Origin of the sequence: Pseudomonas sp. ok272 (assembly GCF_900109995.1) — a bacterium.
In the GTDB taxonomy this organism is placed as follows: Bacteria; Pseudomonadota; Gammaproteobacteria; order Pseudomonadales; family Pseudomonadaceae; genus Aquipseudomonas.
On record NZ_FOCB01000001.1, the window covers coordinates 440,317 to 452,724 of the forward strand.

The 12,408-nt window shown below is 62.4% G+C and carries 13 protein-coding genes; 5 read left to right on the forward strand and 8 right to left on the reverse strand.

Features of this window, described 5'->3' with window-relative positions:
- Positions 1-16 precede the first annotated feature (16 nt).
- From BMW74_RS02085 to tam, 5 genes are all read left to right on the forward strand, one after another.
- Positions 17-757 carry a PA3715 family protein gene (locus BMW74_RS02085; RefSeq protein ID WP_093412924.1) on the forward strand — a complete coding sequence of 247 codons (741 nt, stop codon included), beginning with the start codon at positions 17-19 and terminating at the stop codon, positions 755-757.
- A 67-nt stretch (positions 758-824) separates the two neighbouring features.
- Positions 825-1,463 (forward strand): LysE family translocator, encoded by a 639-nt coding sequence (locus BMW74_RS02090; protein WP_093412926.1) that lies wholly within the window; start codon positions 825-827, stop codon positions 1,461-1,463.
- 162 nt (positions 1,464-1,625) lie between these two features.
- Positions 1,626-2,969, forward strand: a complete 1,344-nt coding sequence (locus tag BMW74_RS02095; protein ID WP_093412928.1) for a sensor domain-containing protein — start codon at positions 1,626-1,628, stop codon at positions 2,967-2,969.
- 109 nt (positions 2,970-3,078) lie between these two features.
- Positions 3,079-3,582, forward strand: coding sequence for a DUF4142 domain-containing protein (locus BMW74_RS02100; protein ID WP_093412930.1), 504 nt, complete (start codon positions 3,079-3,081; stop codon positions 3,580-3,582).
- 158 nt (positions 3,583-3,740) lie between these two features.
- The gene (gene tam, locus BMW74_RS02105) at positions 3,741-4,511 is read left to right on the forward strand and encodes a trans-aconitate 2-methyltransferase (protein ID WP_093412932.1); all 771 of its coding nucleotides are present in this window, start codon (positions 3,741-3,743) and stop codon (positions 4,509-4,511) included.
- Positions 4,512-4,517: 6 nt separating this feature from the next.
- On the opposite strand, the gene BMW74_RS02110 is transcribed toward tam, so the two are convergent.
- The 8 genes from BMW74_RS02110 to BMW74_RS02145 form a co-directional block, all read right to left on the reverse strand.
- A complete protein-coding gene (locus BMW74_RS02110; RefSeq protein ID WP_093412934.1) occupies positions 4,518-4,925 on the reverse strand; it encodes a type II toxin-antitoxin system HicB family antitoxin in 408 nt (135 codons plus the stop codon).
- 31 nt (positions 4,926-4,956) lie between these two features.
- Positions 4,957-5,139, reverse strand: a complete 183-nt coding sequence (locus tag BMW74_RS02115; protein WP_093412936.1) for a type II toxin-antitoxin system HicA family toxin — start codon at positions 5,137-5,139, stop codon at positions 4,957-4,959.
- Positions 5,140-5,320: 181 nt separating this feature from the next.
- Positions 5,321-6,085, reverse strand: a complete 765-nt coding sequence (locus BMW74_RS02120; RefSeq protein WP_093412939.1) for an amino acid ABC transporter ATP-binding protein — start codon at positions 6,083-6,085, stop codon at positions 5,321-5,323.
- Between the two features lie 28 nt (positions 6,086-6,113).
- On the reverse strand, positions 6,114-7,211 hold the full coding sequence (locus BMW74_RS02125; protein WP_093412941.1) for an amino acid ABC transporter permease: 1,098 nt from the start codon (positions 7,209-7,211) through the stop codon (positions 6,114-6,116).
- A 6-nt stretch (positions 7,212-7,217) separates the two neighbouring features.
- The gene (locus tag BMW74_RS02130; RefSeq protein ID WP_093412944.1) at positions 7,218-8,396 is read right to left on the reverse strand and encodes an amino acid ABC transporter permease; all 1,179 of its coding nucleotides are present in this window, start codon (positions 8,394-8,396) and stop codon (positions 7,218-7,220) included.
- 64 nt (positions 8,397-8,460) lie between these two features.
- Positions 8,461-9,501 carry an amino acid ABC transporter substrate-binding protein gene (locus tag BMW74_RS02135; RefSeq protein WP_371911730.1) on the reverse strand — a complete coding sequence of 347 codons (1,041 nt, stop codon included), beginning with the start codon at positions 9,499-9,501 and terminating at the stop codon, positions 8,461-8,463.
- Positions 9,502-9,726: 225 nt separating this feature from the next.
- On the reverse strand, positions 9,727-10,884 hold the full coding sequence (locus BMW74_RS02140; RefSeq protein ID WP_093412947.1) for a M20 aminoacylase family protein: 1,158 nt from the start codon (positions 10,882-10,884) through the stop codon (positions 9,727-9,729).
- Between the two features lie 5 nt (positions 10,885-10,889).
- Complete coding sequence (locus tag BMW74_RS02145; RefSeq protein WP_093412950.1) at positions 10,890-12,407, reverse strand: aldehyde dehydrogenase family protein; 1,518 nt, start codon at positions 12,405-12,407, stop codon at positions 10,890-10,892.
- Position 12,408 lies beyond the last annotated feature (1 nt).

Genomic DNA, 12,408 nt, shown 5'->3' on the forward strand with positions numbered 1-12,408 from the left:
TCGTAAGGAACACGCAATGACGTTGAAGTACCGCTGGTTGGGATGTGTGGCAATGAGTGGCGCGCTGGGTGCAACCCAGGCCTGGGCCGAGTGTGTAACCCCGCCGTTGCCCGAGGGTGTGCCCGGTTTTGCCGTGTGCAAGGACTGGCCGGCCTACGATGGCCAGTCCATCACTGCGCTGTCGCAGATTGAACCGGACCCGACCCTGAACGAGGCCCCCGATGGCATGGGCCTGTACGACTTGAAACTGGCGGTCGTGTCCAACATCGATGGCAAGCCGTTGGCCCGTTACGCCCAGGCGTCGGTGTACAGCAGCGATGCCGTGCGCTTCGATGGGCTGAGCATCGACACCGCACGCTACAAGCTGACGTCCGACCTGCGGGCCTTCGGGGTGCGCGCCGGGTTCACCGGTGCATCGCGGGCCAATCCGTTCGAGCAGGCGGTGCTGTCGTTGTATGTGCGCGAAGGCAACACGCTGCGCCCGGTCCTGGAACAACTGGCCATCGAGACCCGCAACGGTGAATGGGATACCCGCTGTGCCGGTGAGTTCAGCCACACCAAGCGCACCCTGGACCTGGCCAAGACCAGCAGCCATGGGTTCGCCGACCTGATCGTCAGGTCGGTGACCACCGGCACCCAGAACACCGCGCAAAACGATGACTGCACCTCCAGGGACACCACGGGCAAAACCGTGCTGACCACCTTGCGCTATGACGGGCACCGGTATGTGGTGCCCAAGGACATGCAGGGCATCTGAGGGGGCTGCCACAGATCCTGGGTTTCACTTGCCTGTGTCCGGGCGGGCCATTGAGGAGTTGCACCGCATGACCCCATCGTTGCTGTTCGCCGTACTGGCCTCGGGTTTTATCTATGCCATCACCCCGGGGCCGGGTGTGCTGGCGGTGTTCGGGATTGGCGCGTCCCGTGGCCGCCGGGCGGGCGCCGGGTTCCTGTGCGGGCACTTGCTGGGGGATGTGATCTGGTGCAGCACCGCGCTGATTGCGATTGTCGGGGCGCGGGAGATCGGCAGCGGCGCGTTTGACGTCCTCGGCGTGCTCAGCGGGCTGTACCTGTTCTGGCTCGGCATGCGTGCGATCCGCAGTCGCGGCACCAGCACCGACGCGCCGCAAGGGGCGGCCCGCCAGCCGTTCTGGCACGGCATTGTGTTCGGCCTGACCAACCCCAAGGCGTACCCGGTGGCGGTGGCGACCTTCACCGCGTTGCTGTCCAGCCGTGCCGAGCTGCTGCAGTGGTCGATGCTGCCGTGGTTGATCTTCATCAGCTTCGTCGGCGGCATTGCGGCCTACGGGATTCTGATCGGTATTGTGGGCGCTCGTCGGGTACGCACGGCCTACCAGCGACATGAGCTGGCTATTACCCGGATATGCGGAGTAATGTTCATCGGCTTTGCCATCAACGCCTTGCTGCACGCGGTGCCGGGGTTGCTGGCGAACAGGCATTAAACCTGTCGGATCGCCGCACCGTCGCGAAGACGGCAGCACAGCCAACATCTGCGTCGACTGACCCACGGCTATCGCGAGCAGGCTCGCTCCCACGCGGGTTTTGCTTGGCGCACTGACATCAGGCACTCACGAAGGCTTTTTCTGGACGGTGTTCCATTCGCGATGACGACTCGACACGCTGCACCGCTGGCCAGCTACATGGATCTCTTGCTCGACGTTGTGTGTGCCGTCGATCGCGAGGGCCGTTTCGTCTTTGTCAGCGCCGCCGCTGAACAGGTGTTTGGCTACACCCCGGAAGAAATGATCGGCCAACCGATGATCGAGATGGTCCACCCGGCCGACCGCCAGCGTACCCTGGACGCCGCCCGCGAAATCATCAGCGGCCAGCCCAACCCAAACTTCGAAAACCGCTACCTGCGCAAGGATGGCCAGGTGGTGCATATCCTCTGGTCGGCGCGTTGGTCAGAGGTCGATCAACTGCGTATCGCCGTGGCCCGCGACATCACCGAGCGCAAGCAGGCCGAGTCGCGACAGGCGGCGCTGTATGCGATCAGCGAAGCGGCCCATGCCGCCGAAGACCTGCTGGCGCTGTTCAAGCGCGTGCACCAGTTGATCGGCGAATGGCTGCCGGCGCTGAACTTCTCGGTGGCCCTGTATGACGAGCACTGCGCGCAGCTGAATTTTCCCTACCACGTCGATGCCCATGAGCGCGACCCCGAGCGCTCGGTGACCGGGCAGCTGTGTGCCGAGGTGATCCGCACCGGCCAGCCCGTGCTGGTGACACCTGACCAGCCATTCGCCCTGCACGGATTCACGGGCACCCAGAACGAGCAGGATTCGCCCTGCTGGCTGGGTGTGCCGTTGAACTCACAGAAAGGCACCATCGGCGCGCTGATCGTCAAGAGCATGCCGGGCAGCGAACGCTACACCGAGCGCGACAAGGATCTGTTGCAATACGTGTGTGCCCAGGTCGCGGCAGCCGTCGAACGCAAACAACTGCACAGTCGCCTGCAATACATGGCGCAGCACGATCACTTGACCCGCTTGCCCAATCGCGAGCTGTTGCGCGAGCGCCTGACCGGCTCACTGCTCAAGGCCCGCAAGGACGGGGGGCGCCTGGCGTTGCTGTACGTCGACCTGGACCACTTCAAGCACGTCAATGACACCTATGGTCACAGCATTGGCGACATGTTGCTGCAAACCGTGGCCAATCGATTGCAAGGTTGTGTCCGTGAGTCCGACACCGTGGCGCGTATCGGTGGTGATGAGTTCGTGGTGTTGCTGGACAGCGTCCAGGCTGCTGAGGATGCGGCGCGGGTGGCGATCATACTTCGCCAGGCACTCAGCCAACCCATGCGCCTGGAAAGCCACAGCCTGAACATCCTGCCAAGCATCGGCGTGGCGCTGTACCCGGAGCATGGCAGCGAAGAAGACCAGTTGTTCAAGCATGCCGATGAAGCGATGTACGCCGCCAAACGCCTGAGTGACCGCCTAGGTCGCCACTGATTGGGCGTTGCCGTTCGTCGCAGTGTCTAAACCTTTCGCGGGATTTGCCTTCAGAAGACAGGCGGGGATACCCGCAGCAATCATTTGCCAGTTTAAGGAGGGCGCCCCCATGAAGCCTGTGGCCAGCCGATTATTGACCATCAGTTTTGCTGCATTGCTTGGCATTGGCGCCAGCAGCGCCTTTGCCCAATCACCGGCCGAGTTCATCAACCAGGCCTCGGCCCAAGGCATGGCGGATATCGAAGCCAGCCGCCTGGCCCATCAGAAAACCGAGTCCAAGGAGATCAAGGACTACACCATCGTGGTGATCAACGACCGCACCACAGCCAACCAGCACCTGGCCAAGATCGCCAAGAAGCTCGACCTGCCCCTTGCCCCCCGGGAGGAAGTGGTCAGCCAGACCCAGCGCCTGATGCCGCCGGTCAACGACGACGCCTCATTCGACGCGGCCTACACCGCCAGCCAAGTGCACAGCACCGAGCAGGCCATCGAACAGCTGCAACAGCAAGCCAGCGCCAGCGACGTGCCTGAAATCAAGGCCTTCGCCGAAGAAACCCTGCCCAAGCTGCAGCAACACCTGCAAATGGCTCGGGCGCTGCAGGCCAGTCGTTAACGGCATTCGTGGGGTATCTGTCCGCCCGTAGGGCCAGGTGTTTCAAGCGGTAACCGAGTCTTGACGAAGTGGCGCCGGCCATCGCTTACTGACGCCCTTCGAGCGAAACGCAGGGTCTGGCGCGTCGCTCTTGTCCTGATCGGTCACAGGAGTATGCGATGAGCTGGTCTGCCAAACAGTACGTGGCTTTCGAGGATGAACGCACGCGCCCGGCGCGTGACTTGCTGGCCGCAATCCCCATCCAGGATGCACGCTCGGTGATCGATCTCGGTTGCGGCCCGGGCAACTCCACGCAGTTGCTGGTCGAGCGATTTCCCAGTGCCAGCGTGCGTGGGCTCGACAGTTCCCAGGACATGATCGACGCGGCCCGTCAGCGTCTGCCCCAGGTGCGGTTTGATACGGCCGATATCGCCACGTGGAGTGAACCCGGTCCGTTCGATGTGATCTTCGCCAACGCGGTGTTCCAGTGGTTGCCCGACCACGCCCGCTTGCTGCCCTCGCTGGTGGCCAAGCTGGCGTCCGGTGGCAGCCTGGCGATCCAGATGCCCGATAACCTCGAACAGCCGCCCCACCGGATGATGCGTGAAGTCGCGGCCAATGGTCCATGGGCGAGCAAGCTGGCGGATGTGGCCGGGCAGCGCACGACGCTGGCCGATGCCAACAGCTACTACCAGATGCTGTGTACGTGCAGTTCGCGGGTCGATGTGTGGCGCACCACCTACCATCACCCGCTGGCCGGCGGGCCGGCGGCGGTGGTCGAGTGGTTCAAGGGCAGTGGCCTGCGGCCGTTCCTGGAACCGTTGGACGAGGCGCAAAAGGCGCAGTACCTCGCGCAGTACCTTGATGCCATCGAGCCGTACTTCCCGGTGCTGGCCGACGGTTCGGTACTGCTGCCGTTCCCGCGGGTGTTCATCGTCGCGACGCGCTAAGGCCGATCAGCCTTGTTGCAGCACCTTCAACGCCGCCGAGGCCAGAAAGCCGGAGCGGCTTTTTTGTTCCGGATGATTGAGTACGTATTCATCAATGCGGGTCAGCAGGTAGCCGGGCAGGGTGATGTTGAGCTTCTGTGCCTTGCCCAGGTACTTGGTGATATCGATGTCCACCAGCGCCCAGGTGGCGCCAGCGTATTGCGGGTTGGCCGCGTGCAGGGTGACCTTGCTGGCTGGCGGAATCACCGAGCCGTCTTCGGCGAGAATCTCGAAGTGCCCTTCGATGGCTTCGCGGGCCATGGCGATGGCATCGTCCAGGTCATCCCCGGCCGAGAAACAGCCTGGAATGTCCGGCACTTCAACGCCCCAGGCGTGTTCGTGATCGCCCATTGAAATAGCGATGGGATAAAGCATGTTCAGTGTCCTCTGGTGGTTCTGCGCCGATTCAAGACAGCAAGGCCTGTTGCAGGATGCTCACGGCCGTCTTGGTCAACAAGTCCTTTTTTGGGTGTGGGACGGTGACCAATCCAGGTTTGGTCGGATGCTTGAAGTGGTGGTGGCTGCCTCTGACGCGCACCAAGTACCAACCGTCGGCGACGATCTGACTAATCAAATATCGGCTATTCACATCACGTCCCTGTGCTGTGTAGGTGGTTACTATACCTACTGATTGTTTTTGATCAACACTATAACCACCGAGCTGGGTGGGGCAGGTGATCAATGGTCAGGTTCAGTGTAGAAACCGCTGCTGTGCCGGGTGGTCGACGGTGGGTGTGGTCATGTTGCAGATGATTTCCGAGCAGTAGGGTTCAATGCAAAATCTGCCCCAGAAACAGTCGGGTCCGCTCGTTTTGTGGGTTGTCGAAGAACACGTCGGGCTTGGCCTGTTCGACGATTTCGCCTTTGTCCATGAAGATCACCCGGTCCGCTACGGTCCGGGCGAAGCCCATTTCGTGGGTCACGCAGAGCATGGTCATGCCGTCATCGGCCAGGCCGATCATGGTGTCCAATACCTCCTTGACCATCTCTGGGTCGAGCGCCGAAGTCGGTTCGTCGAACAGCATGATCTTGGGCTTCATGCACAGCGCCCGGGCAATCGCCACGCGCTGTTGCTGGCCACCGGACAGTTGCCCCGGAAACTTGTGCGCCTGCTCCGGAATGCGCACCCGCTCCAGGTAGTGCATGGCGATTTCCTCGGCCTTGCGCTTGGGCAGCTTGCGCACCCACATCGGCGCCAGCGTGCAGTTCTGCAGGATGGTCAGGTGCGGGAACAGGTTGAAGTGCTGGAACACCATGCCGACTTCGCTGCGGATCGCTTCGATCTGCTTGAGGTCGTTGGTCAGCTCCACGCCATCGACGACGATGCGCCCTTGCTGGTGTTCCTCCAGGCGATTGAGGCAGCGAATGGTGGTCGACTTGCCCGAGCCCGACGGCCCGCACAGGACGATACGCTCGCCCTGCTTGACGTCGAGGTTGATGTCTTTCAACACGTGGAACTGGCCGTACCACTTGTTCACGCCCTGCATCTGAATAATGCCTTCAGGGCTCACAGGCTGTTTGATTGCTTCGCTCATGACAAAACTTCCCAAATTAGGTGGCGACTCAGCGCTTGTGGCCTGTGTCCAACTTGCGCTCCAAATGCATGGAGTAGCGCGACATACCAAAGCAGAAGATCCAGAACACCAGGGCGGCGAACACATAGCCCTCGGTGGCCATGCCCAGCCAGGCGGGGTCGGCGGCGGCTTGCTTGACGCTGTTGAGCAGGTCGAACAGGCCGATGATGATCACCAGGCTAGTGTCCTTGAACAGCGCGATGAAGGTGTTGACGATGCCCGGGATCACCAGCTTCAAGGCCTGCGGCAGAATCACCAGGCCCATGCTGCGCCAGTAGCCCAGGCCCATCGCGGCCGCCGCTTCGTACTGACCCTTGGGGATCGCTTGCAGGCCACCGCGCACCACCTCGGCGACATAGGCCGACTGGAACAGAATCACCCCGATCAAGGCCCGCAGCAGCTTGTCGAAGTTCATGCCCTCGGGCAGGAACAACGGCAGCATCACCGAGGACATGAACAGCACAGTGATCAACGGCACGCCGCGCCAGAACTCGATGAAGGTCACGCAGACCACCCGAATCGCCGGCATGTTCGAACGGCGCCCCAGCGCCAGGATGATCCCCAGCGGCAAGGCCCCGGCGATGCCGACGGTGGCGATCACCAGGGTCAGCATCAAGCCGCCCCATTGGCTGGTCGCCACGTTACTCAGGCCGAACACTCCCCCGCGCAGCAGGCAGAAGGCGATGATCGGGTACAGCACCAGGAAGCCCAGGCCATAGACGGCCTTGCGCTCAAAGCGCGAGGAGAACAGCGGGGCCACGCCGATGATTGCCAGCAACACCGTGGCGTCGACCCGCCACCACAACTCGGACGGGTAGTAGCCGTACATGAACTGGCCGAAGCGCTGTTGGATGAACACCCAACAGGCGCCGTCCTGGGTGCAGTCGGCCCGTGTGCTGCCGATCCAGTTGGCATTGAACACGGCCCAGTCCAGCAACGGTGGGACCACCAGCCAGACCAGGTAGGCCGCGACCAGGGTCAGAAGTGTGTTGAGCCCATTGGAGAACAGATTCGCCCGCATCCAGGCGATGGCGCCGACGCTGGTGTTGGGCGGTGGCATATCGGGTTTAAAGGTATGTGCGTTCATGGGCCTTCAGCGCTCGATCAGCGCAATGCGCTTGTTGTAGAGGTTCATCAGCATGGAAATCGACAGGCTGATGGCCAGGTACACGCTCATGGTGATGGCGATGACCTCAATCGCCTGCCCGGTCTGATTGAGCACCGTGCCGGCGAACAGCGAGACCATTTCCGGGTAACCGATGCCGGCGGCCAGCGAGGAGTTTTTCACCAGGTTGAGGTACTGGCTGGCCAAGGGCGGAATGATCACGCGCATGGCTTGCGGGATGATCACCTTGCGCAAGGTCGGCCCCGGACGCAGCCCCAACGAGCGCGCGGCTTCGGTCTGGCCGTGGCCGACCGACTTGATGCCCGAGCGCACGATTTCGGCGATGAACGCGGCGGTGTACACCGTCAGGGCCAGGGTCAAGGCCAGCAACTCGGGGATCAGTACCCAGCCGCCGACGAAATTGAAGCCTCTGACTTCCGGCACTTGCCACTGCACCGGGCTGCCCCAGAGTGCGACGCTGAGGGCGGGTATCAGCACCAGCAGGGTCAGGCTCGTCCAGAACTTATGAAACGCTTGGCCGGTGCTTTCAAAGCGGCGGTTGGCCCATTTGCACATCAACACGGTGGCCGCGACGGCAATCACCAGGCTGATGAAGAACGGCCCTGCACCGTCAGTCGCCAGTGCCGCGGGCATGTTCAGGCCCCGGCTGCTGATGAAGAACACCTGCATCACCTCATGGGCGTTGCGCGGCCCCGGCAGGGTCAGGAACACCGCGAAGTACCAGAACAGGATCTGCAGCAGTGGCGGTATGTTGCGAAAGACCTCGACGTAGACGGTGGCTAGGTTTTTGACCATCCAGTTCGGCGAGAGCCGGGCAATGCCGATGATGAAGCCCAGCACCGTCGCCAGGACGATACCGATCACCGACACCAGCAGCGTGTTGAGCAGGCCGACCAGGAACACGCGTCCATAGCTGTCGGATTCGGTGTAGTCGATCAAGTGTTGCGCGATGCCAAAGCCGGCGGTGTTCTGCACGAAGGCGAACCCGGTGGTGATCCCGCGATGCATCAGGTTGGTGTGGGTGTTGTCATACAGCGCCCAGCCGAAAGCGATGACGGCGATGACGGTCAACAGTTGAAAGGTCCAGGCGCGAGTGGCCGGGTTGTTGAGAGACAGACCAGGTGAAGCAGCGATGTGCGTTGGCATGATGCGCCCCTGAAACACAGGCGAAGGGACAGTGCCCGGCAGTGACCTGCCGGGCCAGTGAAGTTCAGCGGATCGGCGGGCCGTACTGGATGCCGCCCTGGTTCCACAGGGAGTTGAGGCCACGATTGATCTTCAAGTCGCTGCCGGCCCCCAGGTTGCGGTCAAAGGACTCACCGTAGTTGCCCACCTGGGCGATGATTTTCGCGGCCCAGTCATTGGGCAGGTTCAGGTCCTTGCCGTAGGCGCCTTCAGTGCCGAGCAGCCGGGCGATGTCGGGGTTGTTGGTGGACTTGATCATCTGCGCGACGTTCTTCGAGGTGATGCCCAGCTCCTCGGCATTGAGCATGGCGGCCAGGGACCAGCGCACAATGGTGAACCAGTCTTCATCGCCACGGCGCACCGCCGGGGTCAGGGGTTCCTTGGAAATCACTTCGGGCAGCACCACGAAATCATCCGGCGCGCCGAGCTTCAGGCGTTGGCCGTAGAGCTGCGATTGGTCGGTGGTCAGGACATCGCAACGTCCCGACTCCAGCGCCTTGAAGCTTTCATCGGAGGTGTCGAAGGTGATGGGGGTGAACTTCATGCCATTGCTGCGGAAGTAGTCCGCCAGGTTCAGCTCGGTGACCGTGCCGGCCTGGATGCAGAAGGTCGCGCCGTCCAGTTCCTTGGCGCTCTTGATCCCCAGCTTCTTGTTGACCAAGAAGCCCTGGCCATCGTAGTAGGCGACGTTGGTGAATTGGATGCCCATGCCGCCATCGCGCGATGAGGTCCAGGTGGTGCTGCGCGACAGCATGTCGACTTCGCCCGACTGCAGGGCGGTGACACGTTCCTTGGTCGTCAGTTGGGTGTATTTGACCTTCTTGGCATCGCCGAACACGGCCGCTGCCACGGCGCGGCAGACGTCGACGTCGAAGCCATGAAACTCACCCTTGGCATCGGTGTACGAAAAGCCCGGCAGGCCATCGCTGATGCCGCATTGGACGAAGCCTTTCTTCTTGACGTTATCCAGCGTCGCGCCGGCGTGGGCATTGATGGCGAATACCGTGCCGAGGGTCAGGCACGCAACGGTTGAGGCCAGTTTCAACAGCGTTGTTTCTCGTTTCATGGCGGTGCTCTCGTGTGTGTAACGGGTCAGTGCTAAATCCAGGCGCACGGAGGTTAAAGCTCCGGTTGCTGGCGCTGTGTTCAACATCGAATCGGGAGGGCAGAAACAAGAGCGGGTCTTCAGGGGACCCAGCAATGGCTGTATTTCTTCTTATGGTTTGGCATAGGTCGTCTTCTTGTTGTTATAGGGGCCCCAAGGGGCCGGGTTTACCGTGCTTGCGGTGTTTCAGGTCACCGGTAGCGATTGCTCTACCAACTGAGTCCAGACGGCGATCGCCGGCTCGATCACCCGATCGTTGAAGTCGTAGTACGGGTTGTGCAGCGCAGCGCCAGGGTGTTCTCCATCCACCCCGATCCACAGGTAGGCGCCGGGGCATGCCTGGAGCATGAAGGCGAAATCTTCCGAGGCCATCGAAGGGCTGCAGCCCCACTGGACCCTGGATTCTCCCACCGCCGTCACCGCTGCCCGGCGAACCGCCGCCGCGGCTTCGCGATGGTTCTGTGTCACCGGGTAGCCGGCGTGATAAACCAGCTCGCCGCCAATGCCGAAGACGGCGGGCAGTTGTTCCACGAACTGGCGGATCAACTGTTCAACCGTGTCGCGCACCTGCGGCTGCAGGCAACGGACGGTGCCCTTGATGCTCGCCGTCTCGGGAATCACATTGATCGCCTCGCCGGCATTGATCTGGGTGACGCTGATCACCGCGCTGTCGAGCGGCGACAGTCGGCGGGACACGATCGTTTGCAGGGCCAGGATCAACTGTGCGGCGGCAATGATCGGGTCGGCGCCCTTGTCCGGCATCGCGGCGTGGCAACCCTTGCCGGTCAGGGTGATTTCGAAGGTGTCCAGGGACGCCATCATCGGCCCCGGGTTGATCACCACATGGCCGGCGGGAACGCCCGGCCAGTTGTGCAGCCCGTAGATCGCATCCATGGGGAACTGCTCGAACAGTCCGTCTTCGATCATCTTCCTGGCCCCGGCCAGACCTTCCTCGGCCGGCTGGAACACAAAGTGGACCGTCCCGCTGAAGCGGCGTGTCTCACTCAAATGCCGCGCCGTGGCGAGCAGGATCGCGGTGTGCCCATCATGACCACAGGCATGCATGCAGCCCTGGTGCGTCGAGGTGTGCGCGCACTGCCCCAACTCTTGAATGGGCAGGGCGTCCATGTCGGCACGAATGCCGATCGTGGGGCCCTGGCCATTGCGCAATGTGCCCACCACCCCGGTGCCCGCCAGCCCACGGTTGACGTCGATGCCAAAGCGCTCCAGCAGCTGTGCCACGCGCTCGGATGTCTGCTGTTCGTGGTAACCGAGTTCGGGGCGGGCGTGAAAGTCGCGACGCCATTGGATAGCCTCGTCTATCAGTGCCTTGGAGATCGACATGCGGTTCACTCCAGGCTCGCGCCGTAGCCGAAGCTGGCCGCCGGTTTGGCCGCGGTCTCGACCCAGACACTTTTGACTTCGCTGTACTCGCGCAGCGCATCCAGCCCCGAGGAACGACCGTAGCCACTGTCGCCATAGCCGCCAAAGGGTGAGCTGACGTGGATGGTCTTGTAGCCGTTGATCCAGAATGTCCCGGCACGCACCTGGCTGGCCACGCGGTGGGCCCGCCCGACGTCACGGGTCCAGACACCACCGGCCAGGCCAAAGCGGCTGTCGTTGGCAATGCGGATCGCGTCGGCCTCGTCCTTGAAGGGGATCGCGACCACCACCGGGCCGAAGATTTCTTCCTGGGCGCAGTAGAGCTCGTTGGTGCCCGTCAGCACGGTGGGGTTGATGTAGTAACCCGGTGTGCTCGGGATGGGATCGGCCTCTGCCCCGAGCAGTTTGGCGCCATCGTTGAGTGCGCCCTCGATCATGGTTTTGACGTGGTGGTACTGCTTGGCATTGTTGATTGGACCGATCTGGGTTTCGGGGTCGCTCGGATCGCCTACCTTGAAGTTCCGGGCCGCTTGCGCCAGGGCCTGGGTGAACTTGTCGAAGATCGATTGCTGGACCAACAGGCGCGAGCCCGAGACGCAGCTTTGTCCGGCGCCGGAGAAAATGGCGGCCTGGGCGCCGCGCAGGGCGATGTCCAGGTCGGCATCGTCGAACACGATATTGGCCGACTTGCCGCCCAACTCCAGCACGGCCGGGATGCACCGTTGCGCGGCGGCGACGGCGATGTGTCGACCGGTCGCGGGGGAGCCGACAAACACCACTTTGCGGATGTCCGCCTTGGCAATGAAACCTTGGCCAATGGTGTGGCCGAAGCCGGCGATGATATTGACCAGGCCCTTGGGTACGCCGGCGCGCTCGATCAAGACACCGACCACCAGCGAAGACAGGGCGGTCAGTTCCGATGGCTTGAGGATCACCGCATTGCCGGCGGCAATGGCCGGTGCGATCTGCCAGCCGCAGGTAAAGATCGGCGCATTCCACGGGGTGATTTGCAGCACGCTGCCCAGGGGTTCGTAGGTGACGTAGTTCAGGTGTGAGGTCGGCACGGGAATCACTTCACCGTGCAGCTTGTCGGCCCAGCCGGCGTAGTATTCGAACATCTCGGCGACCTTGGCCACCTCGACCCGGGCGTCACGGATCGGTTTGTTCGCGGTGAACGACTCGATCTGCGCCAGGCTCTCGGCGTGCTCGCGAATCTGCGCGCCGACCTGATACATCGCCCGCCCGCGGGCCTGTGCCGTCAGCGCCCACCAGTGGGCTTGAGCGACCTTGGCCACCGCGTCCGTGTGCGCGATCAACGAGTCGTCGGCATCGGGGAAGGTCAATAACACACTGTCGTCATGGGCGTTGCGCACTTCAATCGGCGAGCCGTGGCCATCGATGAATTCGCCACCGACGTAGCTGCCGATCACGTTGCGCTCACCCCAGAATGGGCGCATCAGTTCCAGGACTTTTTGCATGCTCATC